This is a genomic window from Cupriavidus sp. NPDC089707, from assembly GCF_044748965.1.
GTDB lineage: Bacteria > Pseudomonadota > Gammaproteobacteria > Burkholderiales > Burkholderiaceae > Cupriavidus.
Genome location: NZ_JBIVHB010000017.1, coordinates 15235 through 38087, shown reverse-complemented (window position 1 = coordinate 38087; position 22853 = coordinate 15235). Strand labels below are relative to the sequence as shown.

The following is a 22853-nucleotide window of genomic DNA, read 5'->3' as shown; positions in this document are numbered from 1 at the left end:
ATGTTCCACTCTCGTTCTATCGAAAAATGAAAATCAACTATTCCGCACAACAACCTTCGTTCGCTTTCGTGGCGGCCTCGTGGGCCGCGCTTCTGGCAGGCTTCCTTGCCTTTCTAGTCGGCCTGTTCAATGCCGACATGCAGCTCAATGAAAAAGGCTATTACTTCACCGTCCTGGTGTATGGCCTGTTCGCCGCCGTGTCGGCGCAAAAATCCGTGCGCGACAAGCTCGAGGGCATTCCCGTTACCGGGATTTATTACGGACTGAGCTGGATGTCGGTGCTGCTGGCGGTACTTCTGCTCTGTATTGGGCTGTTCAATGCCACGCTCGCCCTGAGCGAGAAGGGCTTCTATGCCATGTCGTTCGCGCTGGCGCTGTTGGGTGCCATTGCCGTGCAGAAGAACACCCGCGATGTCCAGGCGGCACGGCCAATGGTCGTCAACGCCGATGCCGTTTGCATTGCCGATGGCAGCGCGACGTCCAACCGGATGGAGGAAGCATGACCACATGGCTGGACCGGGACGATCCCGCGCCGCAATGCAAGCCGCGGAAGCCTGGGGCCTCTGCCAGGCAGGCCGTAACTGGCCAGGAAGCCCGGGAACCCATTACCACGCTGCTCCCTGCGGCGAAGACCGTCGAGGCCCGCGTGGCGGAGGTCAAGGGCGCGTTCAATCCGCTGCTGGAGGCTGCCGAGCCGCTGCTGCGGGCGCTGGCCGACATCCCGCCCAAACTGGAGAAGCGCGGCGCGGTGGAACACTTGCGCGCCTTGCTGGAGCAGGAGCTGCGCACATTCCAGGCGGTATGCGACCGGCTCAACATCGACCGCAAGCACACCATCGCGGCGCACTATGCGCTGTGCACGGCGCTGGACGAGGCCGTGAGCCATACCGAGTGGGGTGGCGGCAGTGCTGCTTCGCTGGGCGCGTGGCCGAGCAGCGCCCTGGCCTCGACCTTCCACCAGGATCGCGAGGGCGGCACCAAGGTGTTCCTCATCCTGGGCCGGTTGGTGGAGTCGGTGGCCGAGAACATCGGCCCCATCGAGGTCTGCTATCGCATCCTCTCGCTTGGGTTCCAGGGACGATATCGTGGCCTGGCGGACGGCGACCAGCAGTTGCGCATGATCCGTGAGCGCCTGCTAAGCGCGATCAGCAAGCACAATGATCCGGTGCCCCCGGAACTATCCCCTCACTGGCAGCCGGCTCAGTCGGGCCGCTTCCGTCACCTGAGCGGCATTCCGGTCTGGATGACGTGGGTGACAGGACTCCTGGTCGTCGCCGGCCTGGCTGGCTGGTACAAGTACCACCTGCTGCGCCAGGCGCATGACTTGACGAACCAGATCGCCGCCATCGGCAACCTGACGCCGCCGCCCCCGCCGAAGGGGCTGCGCCTGGCCGAGCTGCTTAAGGACGAGATCGCGCGCGGCGTGGTGGCCGTCATGGACGGCGACCACCGCAGCACTGTGGTGTTCCGTGGCGACGACATGTTCGGCGCGGGTCAGGCCGACGTGAGCCGGAAGCTGCTGCCGACGCTGGACAAGGTGGCCGCCGAAATCAACAAGGTGGAAGGCAGGGTGCAGGTGACTGGCCACAGCGACAACCAGCCGATCAGGAGCGCCCGCTACGCGTCCAACCAGGCGCTGTCCGAGGAACGCGCCGCCGTGGTCAGCGAGTACCTGACGAGCCAGGGCGTCGCCAAGGGGCGTCTGGAAGCCATTGGGAAGGGCGATACCGAGCCGCTGACCGACAACAAGACCCCCACCGCACGCGCGGCAAACCGGCGCGTCGAGGTGGTGGTGATCCAGTAACCCGGGAGTCATCAATATGCCTGGAACACTCATCAAGCTGGGCGACAAGACCAGCCATGGCGGCGTGGTCATCTCCGGTTCGGAGGACGATCTGCTCGACGGGCAGCCGGTGGCGCGCCTGGGTTCGGCGCCAGCTACCTGGGCACGGTAATCCTGACCTCGATGTTCTGCTTCGAGCGCTCTGGCAGCCGGATCAAGGGCAAGGTGTTCGGGCTGCTGTTCCTGGACCACCAGCTCGGCGCCTTCCTGACGGTGCAGCTGGGCGCGTGGTCGTTCGATGCCACGCGCAGCTACCAGCACACCGTCGTCGCATTGGTCGGGATCACGCTGTGTTCGGCGGCGTGCTCGTGGTTCGGGCTGCGCCGTGCGGGGGCGTTGCCGGTGGAGGCAACTGGCCGGGCTGTGGCGGCGAGCCGTTGAATCGGCACCATGTTGCTGAAGCTTCTCCTGCTTGCCACCACGCTGGCTCCGCTGGCAGCGGCGGCCTGCACGATGCCGCGCACGCGGCACGCCCGGATTCTCGTTCTCGCGGCGCTAGTGCTCGCCGGCGCCGCCATGCTCCTGCTGGACCCGCTCTCCACCGCGCTGGCGCGCGTGGACGGCGTCCTTTCCGCGCCCGGCTGCGGCGGCTGACGCCTGACTTGTCGCCGGTCAGCACCCGGACGATCGCGCGTTCCCTATTATTCCGATGTCGTGTCCGCCGGGCGCGGGCGCCGAAAGTGACGTTTGCGCAGTGGGGCAGGCGTAAACTGGCGCGCTTTTTCCGGGCCGCCGCCAATGCAGAAGCGGGCGTCCTGGCCACTGCTGCAGGAGTCTGAATGAGTTTGTTCCGCACCAAGGACATCGACGCGATGCTGGCCGTCGCGCGCGATGACGGCCTGAGGAAGGTGCTGGGTCCGGTCGACCTGGTGATGATGGGGATCGGCGCCATCATCGGCACCGGGATTTTCGTGCTGACCGGCACCGGCGCGCTGACCGCGGGGCCGGCGTTGACGGTGTCCTTCGTCATCGCCGCGCTGGCGTGCGGCTTTGCCGCGTTGTGCTACGCGGAGTTTGCCTCGGCGATCCCGGTATCGGGATCGATCTATACATACAGCTATGCCACGCTCGGCGAGATCGTCGCCTGGATGATCGGCTGGGACTTGCTGCTGGAGTACGGGCTGGCCACTTCGGCGGTGTCGGTGGGCTGGTCGGGCTACTTCCAGTCGCTGATGGCGGGCTTCGGGGTGAAGCTGCCGGCGGCGCTGAGCGCTGCGCCGGGTTCGGTGCCGGGCGCGGAAACCATGGTCAACCTGCCGGCCTGCCTGATCATGCTGGCGATTACCTGGGTCGTGTCTTACGGCGTGCGCGAATCCACGCGCGTGAACAACCTGATGGTGGCCGTGAAGATCGGCGTGGTGCTGCTGTTCATCGCGGTCGGCGTCTGGCACGTGCAGCCGGCCAACTGGGAGCCGTTCGCACCGTTCGGCTTCAGCGGAATCTTTAATGCGGCGGCGCTGGTGTTCTTCGCCTTCATCGGTTTCGACGCCGTGACTTCGGCAGCGGAAGAAGTGCGCAACCCGCGCCGCGACCTGCCGATCGGCATCATCGGTTCGCTGGCGGTATGCACGGTGCTGTATGTCGTGGTGGCGGCGATCATGACCGGCATCGTGCCGTTCGCCAGGTTTGCCGGCGTCGACCACCCGGTGTCGCTGGCGCTGCAATACGCCGGACAGAACTGGGTGGCAGGCTTTGTCGACCTGGGCGCGATCCTGGGCATGACCACGGTGATCCTGGTGATGACCTACGGCCAGACCCGCGTGATCTTCGCCATGTCGCGCGACGGGCTGCTGCCGGAACGGCTGTCGTCGGTGCATCCGGTGCATGCGACGCCTTACTTCGCCACCTGGACCGTGGGCCTGGTCTTTGCCGCGATTGCCGGCTTCGTGCCGCTGAGCGTGCTGGCCGAGCTGATCAATATCGGCACGCTGGCGGCCTTTACACTGATCTCGGTGGCGGTGCTGGTGCTGCGCAAGACCCGTCCCGACCTGCCGCGCGCGTTCCGCTGCCCGGGCGTGCCGGTGGTGCCGCTGCTATCGATCGGCTTCTGCCTGTTCCTGATGGCGCACCTGCAGGCACTGACCTGGATTGCCTTCCTGGTGTGGCTGGCGCTGGGGCTGGTGATCTACTTCGCCTATGCGCGGCGCAACGCCGTGCTGCATAACCACGGCGGCTAGGCGTCAGCGCGCGCGGCGCTCCGCGGCGGCCTGCATGAAGGCCACCGCGCGCGGCTCGTTGGCATAGGCGGCGTTGATGCGGATCCAGGCCGAGGTCTCGCCGCCGGGCCGGAAGTAATTGCCCGGCGCCAGCGTCACGCCGTATTCCTCGCCCAGCGTCACCAGGTCGCGCGAATCCTCGATGAAGGGCGGCCGCGCCCAAAGGAAGTTGCCGCCGGTCGGTTCGCAGAACACTTCCCAGCCGCAGCCGGTCAGCTGCCGCACTGCGTTGGCCGATGCCTCGCGCACGCGCAGGCGCAGCCGCTCGACGTACTTGCGATAGCCGCCGCGCTCCAGCAGCGCCGCCGTGACCGCTTCCGCGAAGTGCGAGCCGGCGACACTGGTCAGCACCTTCACGTCGACCAGGTCCTTGATCAGCGCCTTGCCGGCCACCACGTAGCCTATCCGCAGCGACGCCGACACCGTCTTGGAAAAACCGCCGATGTAGATCACGTGCTCGAGCTGGTCCAGCGTGGCCAGCCGGTCGGTGAAGTGCGTCTGGAAGTCCGAGAAGATATCGTCCTCGACAAAGCGGAAGCCGTGCCGGCGCGCCAGCTCCAGCAGCCGGAACGCGACCGGCGGCGCCAGCGTGGCGCCGGTGGGGTTCTGCAGCACGCTGTTGGTGAAGAACAGCTTGGGCTTGTGCTGGCGCAGCAGCGCCTCGCACGCGTCGGGATCCGGGCCGTGGGGCGTGTGCGGCACGCCCACCAGCTGCACGCCATGCAGCCGCAGCAGGCCGAACAGGTTGTAGTAGCCGGGATCCTCTACGAACACCGTGTCGCCCGGCTTGAGCAGGTGGCGCACCACCAGGTCCAGCGCCTGGCTGGCACCGGTGGTGATCAGCACCTGCGGCAGTTCCGCCGCGATGCCGAGCTGGCGCACGCGCAGCAGCACCTGCCGGCGCAATTCCGGATGGCCCAGCGGCGTGGCGTAGTGGATCACGCTGTCGATCTCGGTGCGCGAGATCGCGCGGATCGCCTGCTGCAGCCCTTCCACGTCGCGCCAGGTCTCGGGCACGAAGCCGCCGGCCAGCTTCAACGTGCTGCTGGGGTGGTTGAACTGCTCCAGGATGTGGTCGGAAAGATCCTCCGCCAGGCTGGGGTCCGACCAGCCGCGCGCCGAGCGCCCCGCGAGCGGGCTGTCCGCCACGTAGAAGCCCGACCCCTGCCGCGAATCCAGCAGCCCCTGCGACACCAGCCGGTCATAAGCCTCGATCACGGGGAAGCGGCTGATGCCGTTTTCTGCCGCCAGCTGGCGGATCGAGGGCAGCTTTGCCCCCGGCCGGGCCTCGCGGTTGCCGATCCACGACTTCACGCCATTGACGATCTGATCGGTCAGTGGAATCCCGGTGGAAGCATCTAATATGAGTTTCATAGGCAGGCAGCCGGGGGAAACCGGGGTATGCAACTGTCAGCGCAACTGTCAGGGAAAACTACCGAACAGTTCATCGAAAACTGTTCACAACTGTACATGGGATTGTAGTGAAGGATGCGAATAATGGAAGCGTGGCGGAGGTAATGAGACCGCTCGAGAACGCTCGAGACCGCCAGGCTGATCAGGAGTGCATCATGCGGGAACTAAGGACTTTCGAACTGGACGAGCCCGGCCAGCCAGTGAGCTGGCGCGCCGGTTACGGGCAGACCGTCTGCGCGGCCGCGGGCAAGCTGTGGGTGACCGTCGAGGGCAATCCCAACGATATCTGGCTGGAGCCCGGCCAGGAACTGGCACTGCCGGAGGGCTATCGCGTATGGCTGTCGGGTGATGCGACGGGGGCGCGCTTCACGCTGGCCCAGACGCCGGCACCGTGGTCGATGCGACGGCTGGCGGCGTGGCTGCACGCGCTGCGCCATCGGGTGGAGGAGCACAGCACGGATGCGTTTGGAGAGTGCCCCCGGATCTGGGCGTTGTGCCGGTGATTTCTTGCATTGCTGACGAAGTACCCCACAAGGCCACCGCGAGGTGGCTTTTTGTTTGCCCGCCATCCGCTGCGGATACCTACTCTATAAGCACCGCAGAGCCGCGCCGTTGGGGTTCTGCCCCATTGATTGACGTTTACGTCAACGTCATATAATCGACCAGCACCCCATCCGAGGCCTGCCCGCGCATGCCAGCCAAGCCGGCACAGAACGGCGTCTGAGGCGGACCTCGCGGTGGCAGCCAACACCCAGAGACGGTGGAGACAATGACCGACCTTTCCGATGTGCACGATGTGCGCCGCGGCGCGCCGCAGCCCAAGCCGGCGGAGCAGGGCCGCGGTCCGGCCAACAAGGTGCGCTTTGTCACGGCGGCATCGCTGTTCGACGGCCATGACGCCTCGATCAACATCATGCGCCGCATCCTGCAGTCGCACGGCTGCGAGGTGATCCACCTGGGCCACAACCGCTCGGTCGAGGAGGTGGTCACCGCGGCGTTGCAGGAAGACGTGCAGGGTATTGCCATTTCCAGTTACCAGGGCGGCCACGTCGAGTACTTCCGGTACATGGTCGACCTGCTGCGCGAAAAGGGCGGCGAGCATGTGCAGGTCTTCGGCGGCGGCGGCGGCGTGATCGTGCCGGACGAGATCCGCGAGTTGCAGGCCTACGGCGTGGCGCGCATCTACAGCCCGGAAGACGGGCAACGCATGGGCCTGGCCGGCATGATTGCCGACATGGTGCAGCGTTGCGACATCGACCTGTCGCGCTACGCGCCCACATCGCTCGATCCTGTTGCCGGCGGCGACCGCCGCGCGCTGGCGCAGTTGATGACCGCGCTGGAAAACGGCAAGGCCGATCCCGCGCTGGTGCAGGCGATGCAGGCGCAGGCAAAGCAGGCGGCGATCCCGGTCCTCGGCATCACCGGCACTGGCGGTGCTGGCAAGTCGTCGCTGACCGACGAACTGATCCGCCGCTTCCGCCTCGACCAGCAGGACGCGCTGTCGATCGCAGTGATCTCGATCGACCCGTCACGCCGCAAGTCGGGCGGCGCGCTGCTGGGCGACCGCATCCGCATGAATGCGATCAACCATCCGAACATCTTCATGCGCTCGCTGGCCACGCGCGAGGCGGGCTCGGAGATCTCGCAGGCATTGCCGGACGTGATCGCGGCATGCAAGGTGGCGGGCTTCGACCTCGTGATCGTGGAGACCTCGGGCATCGGGCAGGGCGATGCTGCGATCGTGCCGCATGTTGATTTGCCGCTGTACGTGATGACGCCCGAGTTCGGCGCGGCCAGCCAGCTTGAGAAGATCGACATGCTGGACTTTGCCGACTTCGTCGCCATCAACAAGTTCGACCGCAAGGGCGCGCAGGATGCGTGGCGCGATGTGGCCAAGCAGGTGCAGCGCAACCGCGAGCAATGGCATGGCAAGCCGGATGACATGCCGGTGTACGGCACGCAGGCATCGCGCTTCAATGACGATGGCGTGACCATGCTGTACCAGGGTTTGCGCGCGGCGCTGGCCGAGCGCGGCCTGAAGTTGCAGCCCGGCACGCTGCCTGAACTGTGGGGGCGCATCTCTACCGGACAGAACGTGATTGTGCCGCCGGCACGCAGCCGCTACCTCGCTGAGCTGGCCGACACCGTGCGTGCTTACCACCGCCGCGTGGCTGAGCAAAGTCGGATAGCGCGCGAGCGCCAGCAGTTGCGCGAATCGAGCCGCATGCTGCAGGCCGCGCAGGGAGACGGCGCCGCACTCGATGCACTCGCCGCCGAACGCGATGCTGCCCTCGGCCAGGTCGAACGCAAGCTGCTGGCAATGTGGCCGCAGATGCGCGAAGCCTACAGCGGCGACGAATACGTGGTGAAGATCCGCGACAAGGAGATCCGCACCGGGCTCGTCACGACGACGCTGTCAGGCACCAAGGTGCGCAAGGTGGTGCTGCCGCGCTTCGAGGACGACGGCGAAGTGCTGAAGTGGCTGATGCGCGAGAACGTGCCCGGCAGCTTCCCGTACACCGCCGGCGTGTTCGCTTTCAAGCGCGAGAACGAGGATCCCACGCGCATGTTCGCCGGCGAGGGCGATGCCTTCCGCACCAACCGGCGCTTCAAGCTGGTGTCCGAGGGCATGGATGCCAAGCGCCTGTCGACCGCGTTCGACTCGGTCACGCTGTACGGCGAAGACCCGCACGTGCGCCCGGATATCTACGGCAAGGTCGGCAACTCGGGCGTTTCGATCGCCACGCTCGATGACCTGAAGGTGCTGTACGATGGCTTCGACCTGACCAGCCCGTCGACGTCGGTGTCGATGACCATCAACGGCCCGGCGCCGACTATCCTGGCGATGTTCATGAACACCGCCATCGACCAGCAGCTCGACAAGTTCCGCGCCGACAACCAGCGCGATCCCACCGCCGACGAAGAAGCCAAGATCCGCGCGTGGGTGCTGCAGAACGTGCGCGGCACGGTGCAGGCCGATATCCTGAAGGAAGACCAGGGCCAGAACACCTGCATCTTCTCCACCGAGTTCTCGCTCAAGGTGATGGGCGATATCCAGGAGTACTTCGTGCACCATCAGGTGCGCAACTTCTACTCGGTGTCGATCTCGGGCTATCACATCGCCGAGGCCGGTGCGAACCCGATCTCGCAGCTCGCCTTCACGCTAGCCAATGGCTTCACCTACGTGGAAGCCTATCTCGCGCGCGGCATGCACATCGACGACTTCGCCCCCAACCTGTCGTTCTTCTTCTCCAACGGCATGGACCCGGAGTACAGCGTGCTCGGCCGTGTTGCGCGCCGCATCTGGGCCGTGACCATGCGCGACAAGTACGGCGCCAACGAACGCAGCCAGAAGCTCAAGTACCACATCCAGACCTCGGGCCGCTCGCTGCACGCGCAGGAGATCGATTTCAACGATATCCGCACCACGCTGCAGGCGCTGATCGCGATCTACGACAACTGCAATTCGCTGCACACCAACGCCTACGACGAGGCCATCACCACGCCTACCGGCGAATCGGTGCGCCGCGCGCTGGCGATCCAGCTGATCATCAATCGCGAGTGGGGCGTGGCCAAGTGCGAGAACCCCAACCAGGGCAGCTTCCTGACCGAGGAGCTGACCGACCTGGTGGAAGAAGCGGTGCTGCAGGAGTTCGAGCGCATTGCCGAGCGCGGCGGCGTGCTGGGCGCGATGGAGACCGGCTACCAGCGCGGCAAGATCCAGGAAGAATCGCTCTACTACGAGCAGCTCAAGCACGACGGCACGCTGCCCCTCATCGGCGTGAACACCTTCCGCAATCCGGATGGCGACCCGGTTCCGCAAAAGCTGGAGCTGGCGCGCTCCAGCGAGGCCGAGAAGCAGAGCCAGCTGGACCGCCTGCACGCCTTCCAGCAGGGCCATGCCGACGAGGCGCCGGCGATGCTGCAGCGGCTGCGCCAGGCGGTGATCGACAACCAGAACGTGTTCGCGGTGCTGATGGATGCGGTGCGGGTCTGCTCGCTGGGGCAGATCACGCACGCGCTGTTCGAGGTCGGCGGGCAGTACCGGCGCAATATGTAGACCCCGATTCACGTCGTGCCGGCGCAGTGGCCGGCGCAGTGACCGGCGCAGTGACCGGTAATCGCGCAGGGCGGCCGCAGTGAGGGCCGCCCTGCGTTACACTCGAATGCTGCGCCGCACCCTAACCGCAACATAGCGCAACATAGCGCCTGGCGGCAACCAATCCCGAGACAACCGCAATACAAGACCATGGACAGCCAGTACAACCCGAACAATATCTTTGCGAAGATCCTGCGCGGCGAGATGCCGTGCATCAAGGTGTACGAGGACGATGACACCATCGCCTTCATGGACATCATGCCGCAGGCCGACGGCCATACGCTGGTGGTGCCCAAGGAAGCCGCGGTCAATCTCTTCGACCTGTCGGAGCACGGCGCACAGTCAGCCATCGTGGCCACCCAGCGCGTGGCGCGCGCGGTGCGCGCCGCCTTCAGCCCCGACGGCATCTCGATCGGCCAGTTCAACGGCGCAGCGGCGGGCCAGACCGTGCCGCACGTGCATTTCCACATCGTGCCGCGCTACAACGACCAGGCGCTGCGCGGCCACGCGCGCGACATGCAGGAGCCGGAAGTCCTCAAGGGACATGCCGAACGCATCATCGCCGCGCTGAGCAAGCAGGCGGACTGAAACCAGACATCCATAAGCACCAGCAAGCAACCAGCAAACAGAGGAAGAGAAGATGGCAATCAGGACAGTGGGTATCGTGGGTGCCGGCACCATGGGCAATGGCATCGCCCAGGCCTGCGCAGTGGTCGGCCTGGACGTGGTGATGGTCGACATCAGCGACGCCGCCGTGCAGAAGGGCGTGGCCACCGTGGCGGGCAGCCTCGACCGGCTGATCAAGAAGGAAAAGCTGACCGAGGCGCAGAAGGCCGAGGCACTGGCGCGCATCCAGGGCAGCACGTCGTATGACGACCTGAAGGCCGCCGATATCGTGATCGAGGCCGCCACCGAGAACTACGACCTGAAGGTCAAGATCCTCAAGCAGATCGACGGCATCGTCGGCGAGAACGTGATCATCGCGTCCAACACCTCGTCGATCTCGATCACCAAGCTGGCCGCGGTGACTTCGCGCGCCGACCGCTTTATCGGCATGCACTTCTTCAACCCGGTGCCGGTGATGGCCCTGGTCGAACTGATCCGCGGCCTGCAGACCAGCGACGCCACCCACGCCGACGTGGAAGCGCTGGCCAAGGCACTGGGCAAGTACCCGATCACGGTCAAGAACAGCCCGGGCTTTGTCGTCAACCGCATCCTGTGCCCGATGATCAATGAAGCCTTCTGCGTGCTGGGCGAAGGCCTGGCCTCGCCGGAAGAGATCGACGAAGGCATGAAGCTGGGCTGCAACCACCCCATCGGGCCGCTGGCGCTGGCTGACATGATCGGCCTGGACACCATGCTGGCCGTGATGGAAGTGCTGTACACCGAATTCGCCGATCCGAAGTACCGTCCGGCGATGCTGATGCGTGAGATGGTGGCTGCGGGTTACCTGGGCCGCAAGACGGGTCGTGGGGTGTACGTCTACAGCAAGTAATCTGCGCGGCACCTGCTGCACGCAGACTGCCCGCTTCCGCTCGGAAGCGGGCTGCAGTATCCGCGGTTATCGGTGGCCGTGCCAGCGGCTTCCAGCCTTGCCCCGTGGTGCCTTCGTCCCGGCGGTCCCGGATCTCGCTTACATGGCGTTACATGCCGAAACACTCCGCCGCATTTGGTAACGGGAATGCGCGGTAGAGTGCACGCTCCGTTTACGACAGACGAATCACAATGCTCCCTCAGGTTCTTGTTGCCGCCCTTCTGGCTGGTGCGGTCTCCCTGCTTGCTGCCCGATCGGCCATGGCGCATGTCGACGTGGGTGTACATATCGGCGTGCCCGCCCCGGTCTACGTGGCGCCGGCGCCGGTCTATGTGGCGCCGCCGGCGCCCATGGTCTACGCCCCGCGCTATGGTCATGCGTGGCACGGCCACCACCATCGCCACCACCGGCACCACCGGCACCACCGGCACCACCGGCACCATCACCATCGGCACCACGACCACGGCTATCACCGTCGCCACGGGCATCACGGACACCACGGCCACCATGGCCATCGCGGCCACCGTGGCCACGACGACTGAACGCCGCACCGGCTGAGGGGCCGTCGGCAGGCCCCCGGACGGCGCTGCGTCAGCGCAGCAGCACCAGCCGCGGCACCGCGTCGGCGCCGCTCCACACCACCGCGTTCTGGCCGTATTTCTCGCCCAGCAAGCGCGCATCCTCAAGCGACAGGCCCGGCACCAGAAGGCTGGGCTCGGCCGGCCAGCCGTTGGCGGGATGCTTGCCGGCGGCCTCGATCGCACGCAATCCCATGCGCGCAATGTCCTGCGCCAGCGCCTGCTGGCGCGCCGCGTTGGCGTTGTCGTCGCAACGCTGGCTGAAGGGATTGGCTGCGGTAATGAAGGCGCTGCACGCTACGCCAAGCAACTTGTGCAGCGTTGCCAGCGGCGCGCTGGCCTGGTCGACCCGCAGGATCATCGGCGTATCGCCCAGCACGCGATAGTGCGTTTCGCGATAGGCCTGCAGCGTGGCCGCGTTGATGACGGTGGCCACCGCTACTCCCCGTACTGCCGCAATCCGTCGAGGTCCAGCACTTCGATCACGCCGTAGTCCACCCGCACCAGCCGCTGCTGCTCCAGCACCTTGAGCGCCTGGTTGGCGCGCTGGCGCGAGATGCCGGCAAGCAGGCCGATTTCTTCCTGCGAGATCTCCAGCGTCTTGCCGATGCCGGGGTACAGGTGCTCATTGAACAGCGACGACACGGCGCGTGCCACGCGCGAGTCGATGTCCAGCGAGCGTTCATATTCCACCGCCGCGATGAACTGCCCCAGGCGCTCGTTGAGCTGCGTCAGCAGGAAGCGGGTGAAAGGCAGGCTCGTCTCCAGCAACCACTGAAAAGTCTCGAGCGGCAGGAAGGCGATGGTCGAGCGGCGCAGTGCCATCACGTCGTACTTGCGGATCTCCGACTTGAGCACCGCACCTTCACCGAACCAGCCGCCGGTGGGCACGCCGGTAAAGGTCACCGACTTGCCCGACGGCGAGACCGTGGTGATCTTGACGATGCCCTCGAGCACGCCCATCCAGTGTTCAGCCTTGTCGCCTTTGTGGCAGACGTAGTCGCCCTGGCTGTATTCATGCACGCACATCGCGCGGCGCACGCGTTCGCGCTGCTCGGGGCTCAGGTCTGCTGCCCACACGCAGCGGTCGACAAAATCGTTCAGCATGGCCTGCAAAAGCTCCCGTAGGGATTAACCCGGAATTGTCACCGGCGTGACAACCCGGGTGGTTGGCATGGGCTATCGTACGATCACAACGGAACCGCGGGTGCCAGAAAGGGCACGCCGGGAAGGCAGAAGACGCTTCCCCCGGCCCCTCCAGACAAGGCACAGACGGGCTTGATGCGATGCGGCAGATGCCGCCGGGCAAAGCAAGCCAAGTATAACGACCGGACCGGCGCTTGACACCGGGCGTGGACCCCCCACGCCGGAGGGACAGGAGACAGCGATGCAGGAATCGTCGGCGACGACCTTCCCGCGATGGCTGCTGGCACACGCCCAGCAGCGGCCGGAGCATCCGGCCTATCGCGAGAAGGATCTCGGCATCTGGCAGACATACAGCTGGGCCCAGGCGGCACAGCAGGTGAGGGCGCTGGCATGTGGTCTGGCCGCGCTCGGTTTCAAGCGCGGCATGAACCTGGCGGTGGTTGGCGACAACCGCCCCCGCCTGTACTGGGCCATGACCGCGGCGCAGGCGCTGGGCGGCGTGCCGGTGCCGCTGTACCAGGACGCCATCGCCAACGAGATGGTGTACGTGCTCAACGATGCGGAGGTCGACTTCGCCATCGTCGAGGACCAGGAGCAGGTCGACAAGCTGCTGGAAGTCGAGGCCCAGCTGGCCGAGTCCGGCCGCGTCGTGCGCCATGTCATCTATGAAGATCCGCGCGGCCTGCGCGACTACGAACATCCCTCGCTGATGTCATATGAGCGGTTGCAGGAGCTGGGGCGCGAATACGACCAGGCGCATCCGGGCTTCTATGACGACGCGATTGCCGCGGGCCAGCCTGACGACACCGCGATCATCCTCTACACCTCCGGCACCACCGGCAAGCCCAAGGGCGTGTGCCATTCGCATGCGGGTTTGATCGGCTCCGCGCGCCATGGCTGCGCGTTCGACGGCCTGACCGCGAAGGACGACGTGCTGTCGTACCTGCCGATGGCATGGGTGGGCGACAACCTGTTCTCCTATGCGCAGGCGATGGTGGCGGGCTTCACGGTGAATTGCCCCGAATCGCGCGAGACCGTGATGACCGACCTGCGCGAGATCGGCCCAACTTATTACTTTGCACCGCCGCGTATCTATGAAGGCCTGCTGACGCAGGTGATGATCCGCATGGAAGATGCGGGCTGGATCAAGCGCAAGCTGTTCCACTGGGCGATGGACGTGGCGCGCCGCTGCGGCGCGGATATCCTCGACGGACGCCGGGTGTCCGCCATGGAGCGCGCGCGCTACGCACTGGGCGAAGCGCTGGTGTACGGCCCGCTGCGCAATGTGCTCGGCATGAGCCGTATCCGCGTGGGCTATACCGCCGGCGAGGCGATCGGCCCGGACCTGTTCCGCTTCTACCGCTCCATCGGCGTGAACCTGAAGCAGTTCTACGGCCAGACCGAGACCTGCGCCTACGTGTGCCTGCAGCCCGACGGGCAGGTCAAGTTCGATTCCGTGGGACCGGCCGCGCCGGGCATGGAGATCCGCATCGCCGACAACGGCGAGGTGCTGGTGCGCGGCGTGGGCCTGCTCAAGTCCTACTACAAGCGCGACGACGCCACGCGCGAGGCCATCAACGACGAGGGCTACTTCATGACCGGCGATGCCGGCGTGATCGATGCCGACGGCCACCTGAAGATCATCGACCGTGCCAAGGACGTGGGCAAGCTGGCCGACGGCTCGATGTTCGCGCCCAAGTACATCGAGAACAAGCTCAAGTTCTTCCCGTACATCAAGGAAGCGGTGGCTTTCGGCAATGGCCGCGACCAGGTCTGCGCCTTCATCAACATCGACTTCGAGGCAGTGGGCAACTGGGCCGAGCGCCGCCACCTGCCGTACGCGGGCTACATCGACCTGGCCGCTCAACCGGACGTGATCGCGATGATCGGCGAATGCGTGGACCAGGTGAATGCCGACCTGGCCAACGATCCGATGCTGGCAGGCTCGCAGGTCGCGCGCTTCCTGATCCTGCACAAGGAACTGGACCCCGACGACGACGAGCTGACGCGCACGCGCAAGGTGCGCCGCGGCTATATCGCCGAGAAATACGGCGTGCTGGTGGATGCGCTCTACGCGGGCAAGTCCGAGCAGTTCATCGAGACGCGCGTCAAGTTCGAAGACGGGCGCGAGGGCAGCGTGTCGGCCACGCTGAAGCTGGTCGACGCCAAGCGGCTGCCGGTGGCAGCGCGCGCGGCATAGCTGAACAAGGGCGGAGGCAGCAACATGACGCAAGTGGCATGGCAAGGCGCCGGCAAGCGCGAATGGACCGGCGCGGCGCGCACCGATGCAAGCGGGGCAGGCGGCGGTGGCGCGATCGCGCCCGCGGGCCCGCTGTCCCCGGCGGGACTGGCGAACGATAGCGGCGCGCAACCCGGCACGCAGCACGCGCAGCGTACCGGCGAACAAGCCCGCACCGGCGGCGAGGTGATCCTGGACCTGCAGCACATCTCGCTGTCGTTCGGTGGCGTGAAGGCGCTGACCGATATCTCGTTCGATGTCTGCGAGCACGAGATACGCGCCATCATCGGCCCCAACGGCGCGGGCAAGAGTTCGATGCTGAACGTGATCAATGGCGTGTACCACCCGCAGCAGGGGCGCATCGTGTTCCGCGGCGAGGAGCGCAAGCAGATGCACCCGACCGCCGCCGCGCGGCAGGGCATCGCGCGCACGTTCCAGAACATCGCGCTGTTCAAGGGCATGACGGTGCTCGACAACATCATGACCGGGCGCAACACGCAATTCCGCACCGGGCTGTTCGCGCATGCGCTGTGGTGGGGGCCGGCCCGCAATGAAGAGATGCGCCACCGCCAGAAGGTGGAGGAAGTGATCGATTTCCTGGAGATCCAGTCGATCCGCAAGACGCCGGTGGGACGCCTGCCGTATGGCTTGCAGAAGCGCGTGGAGCTGGCGCGCGCGCTCGCCGCCGAGCCTTCGATGCTGCTGCTCGACGAACCGATGGCCGGCATGAACGTGGAAGAGAAGCAGGACATGTGCCGCTTCATCCTCGATGTGAACCGGCAGTTCGGCACCACCATCGTGCTGATCGAGCACGACATGGGCGTGGTGATGGATATCTCGGACCGCGTGGTGGTGCTGGACTACGGCAAGAAGATCGGCGACGGCACGCCGGAGGAGGTGAAGGCGAATCCGGATGTCATCAAGGCGTACCTGGGAACTTCACATTGAGCGCGGTGTGCTCCCCTCTCCCGCGCGCGGGAGAGGGGCCGGGGAAGAGGGCAGGCGCTGGCAATATCGACGCGCGTCACTTCGTTGAGGCTCCGGCCCTCTCCCCCAACCCCTCTCCCGCAAGCGGGAGAGGGGAGCCGGACAGCGGTATTGGTAGACCAACAGAAGCAAGCAAAGGCAAATCATGACGTTCTTCGTTGAAATCCTGCTCGGCGGCCTGCTGTCGGGACTGATGTACTCGCTGGTGGCGCTGGGCTTCGTGCTGATCTTCAAGGCCTCGGGCGTGTTCAACTTTGCCCAGGGCGCGATGGTCTACTTTGCCGCGCTGGCGGTGGTGGGGCTGATGGACAAGGGCATGCCGATGTGGGCGGCGGTGATCGGCGCCTTCGTGGTGATGATCCTGGTCGGCATGAGCACCGAGCGCTTCGTGCTGCGCAAGCTGGTCAACCAGCCGCCGATCACGCTGTTCATGGCGACCATCGGGTTGTCGTTCTTCCTGGAAGGGCTGGGGCCGCTCTTGTTCGGCAATGAAGTGCGACCGATCAACCTGGGTATCGTCGACGAGCCGATCGAATCGATCCTGACCAACTTCAACATCGTCATCTCCAAGTTTGACCTCGCCGCAGCGGGGATTGCCGGCGCGCTGGTGGGTTCGCTGGCGCTGTTCTTCCAGTACACCAAGGTCGGCCGCGCGCTGCGCGCGGTGGCGGATGACCACCAGGCCGCGCTGTCGCTGGGCATTCCGCTGCAGAACATCTGGGCGATTGTGTGGGGTGTGGCGGGCTTCGTCGCGCTGGTGGCGGGCATGCTGTGGGGCTCGCGCAATGGCGTGCAGTTCGCGCTGACGCTGACCGCGCTGAAGGCGCTGCCGGTGCTGATCCTGGGTGGCTTCACTTCGGTGCCCGGCGCCATCGTCGGCGGGCTGATCATCGGCGCGTCGGAGAAGCTGGCCGAGATCTACATCCCGCCGGTGTTCCAGTCGATGTTCGGCGGCAATTTCGGCGGCATCGAAGGGTGGTTCCCGTATGTGTTTGCCTTGCTCTTCCTGCTGGTGCGGCCTGAAGGGCTGTTCGGCGAAAAGCACATTGATCGCGTCTGACCGACTTCGCACAGGAGAGTTGCCATGTTTTATCGTGAAGCCGGCCAGTTCAAGACCAGCTACGTTGCCGACAGCCAGATCTTCCCGATCCGCCAGGACCGCATCGGCTTTGCCGTCCTGATGGCCGTGGCGTTTGTGGCGATCCCGTTCGTCGGATCGGAATACTGGTTCTCGGCCATCCTGATTCCGTTCCTGATCTTCTCGCTGGCGGCGCTGGGCCTCAATATCCTGACCGGCTACGCCGGGCAGCTGTCGCTCGGCACTGCGGCCTTCATGGCGGTGGGGGCTTACGCGGCCTACAACTTCCAGTTGCGCATCGAAGGCATCCCGGTGCTGCTGTCGTTCCTGCTGGCCGGGCTGTCGGCGGCGCTGGTGGGCGTGGCGTTCGGCCTGCCCTCGCTGCGCATCAAGGGGTTCTACCTGGCGGTGGCCACGCTGGCAGCGCAGTTCTTCGTGGTATGGGCGCTGACCAAGTTCCCCTGGTTCTCCAACAACAGCTCGTCGGGCGTGATCACGGCGCAGCGGCTGGACCTGTTCGGCATTGCCATCGATACGCCGGTGAAGAAGTACCTGTTCGTGCTGGCCATCGTTACGGTGCTCGCGCTGATCGCCAAGAACCTGGTGCGGTCGGCGACGGGCCGCGCCTGGATGTCGGTGCGCGACATGGACGTGGCGGCCGAGGTGATCGGCATCCCGCTGATGCGCACCAAGCTGATGGCGTTCGCGGTCAGCTCGTTCTACTGCGGCGTCGCCGGCGCGCTGTATGCCTTCTGCTACCTGGGCTCGGTCGAGCCGGACGGCTTCTCGCTGGACCTGTCGTTCCGCGTGCTGTTCATGATCATCATCGGCGGCGTGGGCAGCATCCTGGGCTCGTTCCTGGGCGCTGCGTTCATCCTGCTGCTGCCGATCTTCCTGGACAACGTGCTGCCGCCGCTGGCCGCGCTGCTGCACCTGCCCTTTACCAATGCCACCGTGTCGCACATCCAGATGATGGTGTTCGGCGGGCTCATCATCTTCTTCCTGATCGTGGAGCCGCACGGGCTGGCCCGGCTGTGGCAGATCGCCAAGGAGAAGCTGAGGCTGTGGCCATTCCCCCACTGACGGGGTGGGACCAGACTTACCGCAGTGCCTGTTTGTCATCCGAAGCATTGACGCTTCAGCATAACGAAACGCCCCACCGAGGGCGAAGGAGACTGTCATGACCAACCTGATCCGCAATGTGCAACGCGCCGCCCTGGTGGTCAGCGCCGCGGCTGCACTGCTGGCGCCGGCGGCGCCGGCACTGGCGCAAAGCAATGAGCAGTTCGTCGCGCTGCCGAGCTATCGCGTGGGGCCGTATGGCGCCAACGGGCAGTCCTGGTTCGGTGGTTTCATCGACTACCTCAACTACGTCAACCTGAAGGAAGGCGGCGTCAACGGCGTCAAGCTGAGCTGGGAAGAGTGCGAGACCGAGTACAACAACGCCAAGGGCGTTGAGTGCTATGAGCGCCTGAAGGCCAAGAACGCCACCACCAAGGGCACCGCGTATCACGCCATGTCCACCGGCATTTCCTACGCGCTGGTCGACAAGACCGCCGCCGACAAGGTGCCGCTGGTGATGATGGGCTATGGCCGCACCGACGCGGTGGACGGCTCGGTGTTCCCCTATGCGTTCCCGCTGGTGACCACGTACCAGATGCAGGTGTCGGCGATCGTCAAGTACCTGGCCTCGAAGAACAAGGGCTCGCTGGCCGGCAAGAAGATCGTCTACCTGTACCACGACTCCGCCTACGGCAAGGAGCCGATCGTGGCGCTGCAGGCAGAGGCCAGGATCGGCAAGTTCAACCTGGTGGAGATCCCGGTCGCGAACCCTGGCAACGAACAGGGCGCGCAATGGCTGAAGATCCGCCAGGAAAATCCCGACTACGTGATCTTCTGGGGCTGGGGCGTGATGAACCAGACCGCGCTGAAGGCTGCGCAGAAGGTCGGCTTCTCGCGCGAGAAGATGATCGGCTCGTGGTGGGCAGGCTCCGAAGAGGACACGGTGCCGGCGGGTGATGCGTCCAAGGGCTACATGAGCGCGACCTGGAACGTCGCGGGCAAGGGTGTGCCGCTGATCGCCGATATCGAGAAGGTGGTCTACGGCGCCGGCAAGGGCAATATGCAGGACAAGGCCAAGGTTGGTTCGGTGCTCTACAACCGCGGGGTGTCGGCCGCAGTGGTGACGGTCGAGGCCATCCGCGTGGCCCAGGCCAAGTTCGGCAAGGGCAAGGTCATGAGTGGCGAGCAGATGCGCTGGGCCTTCGAGAACCTGAACCTGACCAATGCCCGCCTGCAGCATCTAGGCGCCACCGGCCTGCTCCCCGAAATCAAGACCAGCTGCGACAACCACGAAGGTTCCGGCAAGGTGAAGATCCAGCAATGGGACGGTACCAAGTGGGTGGTGGTGTCCGACTGGATCGAAGGCAACAAGAGCCTGATCCACCCGCTGTTCAAGGCCAATGCCGCGCAGTATGCGAAGGAGAAGGGGATCACGCCGGCGTGCTCGAAGTCTTGATGGGCCGCAACCTCCGACTGTTTGCTCCCCTCTCCCGCTTGCGGGAGAGGGGCAGGGGGAGAGGGCTGGCGCTGGCAATAGCGACCGCATTGACTTCGTGGCAGCGCCTGCCCTAGCCCTCTCCCAGAGGGAGAGGGGGCACCCAATCGGCAATCCGCAAGCACAACCGCCCTACCGCAACACCAATCCGAGCCGCACTATGAGCCTCCTGTCCATCAACAACATCGAAGTCATCTACGATCACGTGATCCTGGTGCTCAAGGGCGTTTCGCTCGAGGTGCCGGAAGGCAAGATTGTGGCGCTGCTGGGCGCCAACGGCGCGGGCAAGACCACGACGCTGAAGGCGATCTCCAACCTGCTGCACGCCGAACGCGGCGACGTCACCAAGGGCACCATCGAGTATCGCGGCGACCGCGTCGACCAGCTCACGCCCAACGACCTGGTACGCCGCGGCGTGATCCAGGTGATGGAGGGTCGCCATTGCTTCGCGCACTTGACCATCGAAGAGAACCTGCTCACCGGCGCATACACGCGCGGCCTGTCGCGGTCGCAGACGCGCGATGAGCTGGAGAAGATCTACAACTACTTCCCGCGCCTGAAGACGCGCCGCAAGTCGCAGGCGGGCTACACCTCGGGAGGCGAGCAGCAGATGTGCGCGATCGGCCGGGCCATGATGGCCAAGCCCGCGATGATCTTGCTCGACGAACCGTCGATGGGCCTGGCGCCGCAGATCGTCGAGGAAATCTTCGAGATCGTGCGCGACCTGAATTCGCGCGAGAAGGTCAGCTTCCTGCTGGCCGAGCAAAACACCATGGTGGCACTGCGCTATGCCGACTACGGCTACATCCTGGAAAACGGCCGCGTGGTGATGGACGGCGACGCCGAGTCGCTGCGCACCAACGAGGACGTGAAGGAGTTCTACCTGGGCGTGGCCGCCAACGACGCGGATGGCGGCGCGCGCAAGTCCTTCCGTGACGTGAAGAGCTATCGCCGGCGCAAGCGCTGGCTGGCCTGAGAAGGGCGTATAGGCCGGCTGCGCGGGCCGTATCGAGCCCGGCGATGCTCGCCGTACCGCGGGTCTGCGGTTGCGGCTGCGCTTCTCGGACTCGCGACGGCCCGCTTGCTGCGGTCTCTGCGCCCGCTGCGCCCCTTTTTGGACACGCTCTACTATCCATACAGACCTTTGCCACTCACGGCAGCACTGATCATGCCCGAATACTTCGATTCGCTCGAAACCCGCGCGCCGGCAGTCCGCGAGCAGGCGCTTCTTGCCGCCCTGGCTCGCCAGGTGGCCCACGCGCGCGACAACGCACCGTATTTCACCGAGCTGCTGCGCGACGTGGATCCGCGCTCGCTGACGTCGCGCGAGGCGCTGGCAGCATTGCCCGTAACGCGCAAGTCCGACCTGACCGCACGCCAGCGCGCGCTGCCGCCGCTGGGCGGCCTCAATGCGACGCCGCTGGGCGGGCTGCGCCATGTATTCCAGTCACCCGGCCCGATCCATGAGCCCGACGGCCACGACGCTGACTGGTGGCGCACGGCCCGCGCCATGCACGCCGCGGGCTTCCGTGCCGGCGACCTGGTCTACAACACCTTTTCCTACCATTTCACGCCGGCCGGCATGATGATGGAGACCGGCGCGCACAAGCTGGGCTGCTGTGTGTTCCCCGCGGGCGTCGGCCAGACCGAGTCGCAGGTGCAGGCATTGGCCAGCCTGCAGCCGGCGGCCTACGCGGGCACGCCATCGTTCCTGAAGCTGCTGCTGGAACGCGGGGACGAGATGGGCCTGCCATGCACCAGCCTCACGAAGGCACTGGTCTCCGGCGAGGCGCTGCCGCCGTCATTGCGCGCGTGGTTCCAGCAACGCGGGGTGCGCGTGCGGCAGATGTACGGCAGCGCGGATCTCGGGCTGATTGCTTATGAGACCGAGGGCGGCGACGGCTGGGTGGTGGACGAGGGGGTGCTGGTGGAGATCGTCGAGCCGGGCGGTACACGGCCGATGCCTGAAGGCGAGACCGGCGAGGTGGTGGTGACGGTGCTGGGCAACGGCGACTATCCGCTGATCCGCTTCGGCACCGGCGACCTGTCGGCGGTGGTTGCCGAGTCCTCGCAGCGGCCGAGCCCGTGCGGGCGCACAAATATCCGGCTCAAGGGCTGGCTGGGTCGCGCGGACCAGGCCACCAAGGTCAAAGGCATGTTTGTGCATCCGGGGCAGGTGGCCGACGTATTGCGCCGCCATCCGGAAATCCGCGCCGCGCGGCTGGTGGTGACCGGCGATCCTGGCGCGGACGTGATGACGTTGCGCTGCGAGGCAACGCGCGAGGATGCGGAACTGCAGCGCGCAGTGGCCGAGTCGCTGCGCGAGGTGATGCGATTGCGCGGAGAGGTGGCGTTCGTGGCGGCAGGGTCGTTGCCGCAGGACGGGAAGGTGATCGAGGATGCGCGGCGGTATGAGTGAAATCCGGGTGATCGGGCTGGCGGACTTCGTTGATACGCCGGCCCTCTCCCCCGGCCCCTCTCCCGCAAGCGGGCGAGGGGAGCAAACCGTTGGTGTACGAGGGCGTTCGAGCTTGCGACCAACTCTGGCCATCGCTCCCTCTCCCGCAAGCGGGCGAGGGGAGCGACCGTTGGTGTACGAAAGCGTTCGCGCTCGCCACTAACCCTGGCAATCGCACCCCTCTCCCGCTAGCGGGAGAGGGGTGGGGGAGAGGGCCGATGCGTCAATGAAGTCAGTCGCCCCAATCGACCGCAGTCAAGACTCCCCGCCCTCCGCAGGCCGCGTTGGCAATCGGACCATCCACACACTCACCCCCACCGCGCAAGCCAGCAATGCCGCCGATGCAACCGGCCGCCCCCGCAGCAGCCACGCCGTCGTTCCCATCGACACCCACATCATCGACAGCGCCAGACACTTCGCCTTGAACGGGATGCTCCGGTGCCGCTGCCAGTCGCTGACCAGCGGCCCGAAGCGCGGATGCCCCATCAGCCAGCCGTGAAAGCGCTGGGAACCGCGCGCGAAGCACGCCGCGGCCAGCAGCACGAACGGCGTGGTCGGCAGCACCGGCAGGAAAATCCCAAGCACGCCCAGCAGCAGGCAGAGCCCGCCCAGCGCCACCCAGACGGCGCGCAGCACGCGCTGGCGGTGGCTCAGCTCGGCTTCAGGATCAGGCGAAAGTTCAGGGTTGGAAGGCGGCAATGGTCG

Annotated in this window: 22 protein-coding genes; 18 read left to right on the top strand and 4 right to left on the bottom strand. The window is 65.7% G+C overall.

Annotated features, from left to right (window positions below):
* The first annotated feature begins 26 nt into the window (after positions 1–26).
* The 6 genes from yiaA to ACIP1U_RS23375 all read left to right on the top strand — a co-directional run bounded on the left by yiaA (position 27) and on the right by ACIP1U_RS23375 (position 4020).
* Positions 27–503 (top strand): inner membrane protein YiaA, encoded by a 477-nt coding sequence (yiaA, locus tag ACIP1U_RS23400; protein WP_400320241.1) that lies wholly within the window; start codon positions 27–29, stop codon positions 501–503.
* On the top strand, positions 500–1804 hold the full coding sequence (gene tssL / locus ACIP1U_RS23395; RefSeq protein ID WP_400319993.1) for a type VI secretion system protein TssL, long form: 1305 nt from the start codon (positions 500–502) through the stop codon (positions 1802–1804). The genes yiaA and tssL overlap by 4 nt, the downstream gene beginning before the upstream one ends.
* Before the next feature lie 16 nt (positions 1805–1820).
* The gene (locus tag ACIP1U_RS23390) at positions 1821–1955 is read left to right on the top strand and encodes a PAAR domain-containing protein (protein WP_400319990.1); all 135 of its coding nucleotides are present in this window, start codon (positions 1821–1823) and stop codon (positions 1953–1955) included.
* A gap of 11 nt (positions 1956–1966) precedes the next feature.
* Positions 1967–2224, top strand: a complete 258-nt coding sequence (locus ACIP1U_RS23385) for a hypothetical protein (RefSeq protein ID WP_400319987.1) — start codon at positions 1967–1969, stop codon at positions 2222–2224.
* A 9-nt stretch (positions 2225–2233) separates the two neighbouring features.
* Entirely contained in the window at positions 2234–2437 is a 204-nt protein-coding gene (locus ACIP1U_RS23380; protein ID WP_400319984.1) for a hypothetical protein, read from the top strand.
* 185 nt (positions 2438–2622) lie between these two features.
* Positions 2623–4020: an amino acid permease gene (locus tag ACIP1U_RS23375; RefSeq protein ID WP_400319982.1), complete on the top strand. Its 1398-nt coding sequence runs from the start codon at positions 2623–2625 to the stop codon at positions 4018–4020.
* Between the two features lie 3 nt (positions 4021–4023).
* Here the strand turns inward: ACIP1U_RS23375 and ACIP1U_RS23370 are convergent, their stop codons facing one another.
* On the bottom strand, positions 4024–5433 hold the full coding sequence (locus ACIP1U_RS23370) for a PLP-dependent aminotransferase family protein (protein WP_400319979.1): 1410 nt from the start codon (positions 5431–5433) through the stop codon (positions 4024–4026).
* Between the two features lie 194 nt (positions 5434–5627).
* Here ACIP1U_RS23370 and ACIP1U_RS23365 point away from each other — a divergent pair, with 194 nt between their 5' ends.
* The 5 genes from ACIP1U_RS23365 to ACIP1U_RS23345 all read left to right on the top strand — a co-directional run bounded on the left by ACIP1U_RS23365 (position 5628) and on the right by ACIP1U_RS23345 (position 11663).
* Entirely contained in the window at positions 5628–5975 is a 348-nt protein-coding gene (locus ACIP1U_RS23365; protein ID WP_400319977.1) for a DUF2917 domain-containing protein, read from the top strand.
* 266 nt (positions 5976–6241) lie between these two features.
* Positions 6242–9532 (top strand): fused isobutyryl-CoA mutase/GTPase IcmF, encoded by a 3291-nt coding sequence (gene icmF, locus ACIP1U_RS23360; protein WP_400319974.1) that lies wholly within the window; start codon positions 6242–6244, stop codon positions 9530–9532.
* Between the two features lie 189 nt (positions 9533–9721).
* The gene (locus ACIP1U_RS23355) at positions 9722–10159 is read left to right on the top strand and encodes an HIT family protein (RefSeq protein ID WP_400319972.1); all 438 of its coding nucleotides are present in this window, start codon (positions 9722–9724) and stop codon (positions 10157–10159) included.
* A gap of 52 nt (positions 10160–10211) precedes the next feature.
* A complete protein-coding gene (locus ACIP1U_RS23350; RefSeq protein WP_400319969.1) occupies positions 10212–11066 on the top strand; it encodes a 3-hydroxybutyryl-CoA dehydrogenase in 855 nt (284 codons plus the stop codon).
* Positions 11067–11480: 414 nt separating this feature from the next.
* Positions 11481–11663, top strand: a complete 183-nt coding sequence (locus ACIP1U_RS23345) for a hypothetical protein (RefSeq protein WP_400319966.1) — start codon at positions 11481–11483, stop codon at positions 11661–11663.
* Positions 11664–11696: 33 nt separating this feature from the next.
* On the opposite strand, the gene ACIP1U_RS23340 is transcribed toward ACIP1U_RS23345, so the two are convergent.
* Both ACIP1U_RS23340 and ACIP1U_RS23335 read right to left on the bottom strand, forming a co-directional pair.
* Entirely contained in the window at positions 11697–12119 is a 423-nt protein-coding gene (locus ACIP1U_RS23340) for a DUF3293 domain-containing protein (RefSeq protein WP_400319963.1), read from the bottom strand.
* 2 nt (positions 12120–12121) lie between these two features.
* Entirely contained in the window at positions 12122–12790 is a 669-nt protein-coding gene (locus tag ACIP1U_RS23335; RefSeq protein WP_400319960.1) for a Crp/Fnr family transcriptional regulator, read from the bottom strand.
* A 280-nt stretch (positions 12791–13070) separates the two neighbouring features.
* Here ACIP1U_RS23335 and ACIP1U_RS23330 point away from each other — a divergent pair, with 280 nt between their 5' ends.
* The 7 genes from ACIP1U_RS23330 to ACIP1U_RS23300 all read left to right on the top strand — a co-directional run bounded on the left by ACIP1U_RS23330 (position 13071) and on the right by ACIP1U_RS23300 (position 22109).
* Positions 13071–15029, top strand: a complete 1959-nt coding sequence (locus ACIP1U_RS23330) for an AMP-dependent synthetase/ligase (protein ID WP_400319957.1) — start codon at positions 13071–13073, stop codon at positions 15027–15029.
* A 24-nt stretch (positions 15030–15053) separates the two neighbouring features.
* Positions 15054–16016, top strand: a complete 963-nt coding sequence (locus ACIP1U_RS23325; RefSeq protein WP_400319954.1) for an ABC transporter ATP-binding protein — start codon at positions 15054–15056, stop codon at positions 16014–16016.
* Positions 16017–16200: 184 nt separating this feature from the next.
* Entirely contained in the window at positions 16201–17115 is a 915-nt protein-coding gene (locus ACIP1U_RS23320; protein ID WP_400319951.1) for a branched-chain amino acid ABC transporter permease, read from the top strand.
* A 24-nt stretch (positions 17116–17139) separates the two neighbouring features.
* Positions 17140–18216 (top strand): branched-chain amino acid ABC transporter permease, encoded by a 1077-nt coding sequence (locus ACIP1U_RS23315; RefSeq protein ID WP_400319948.1) that lies wholly within the window; start codon positions 17140–17142, stop codon positions 18214–18216.
* Positions 18217–18313: 97 nt separating this feature from the next.
* A complete protein-coding gene (locus ACIP1U_RS23310) occupies positions 18314–19651 on the top strand; it encodes an ABC transporter substrate-binding protein (protein ID WP_400319946.1) in 1338 nt (445 codons plus the stop codon).
* A gap of 199 nt (positions 19652–19850) precedes the next feature.
* On the top strand, positions 19851–20666 hold the full coding sequence (locus tag ACIP1U_RS23305; protein WP_029046690.1) for an ABC transporter ATP-binding protein: 816 nt from the start codon (positions 19851–19853) through the stop codon (positions 20664–20666).
* A 192-nt stretch (positions 20667–20858) separates the two neighbouring features.
* Positions 20859–22109, top strand: a complete 1251-nt coding sequence (locus ACIP1U_RS23300) for a phenylacetate--CoA ligase family protein (RefSeq protein ID WP_400319943.1) — start codon at positions 20859–20861, stop codon at positions 22107–22109.
* Between the two features lie 294 nt (positions 22110–22403).
* On the opposite strand, the gene ACIP1U_RS23295 is transcribed toward ACIP1U_RS23300, so the two are convergent.
* The gene (locus ACIP1U_RS23295; protein WP_400319940.1) at positions 22404–22847 is read right to left on the bottom strand and encodes a YbaN family protein; all 444 of its coding nucleotides are present in this window, start codon (positions 22845–22847) and stop codon (positions 22404–22406) included.
* Positions 22848–22853 lie beyond the last annotated feature (6 nt).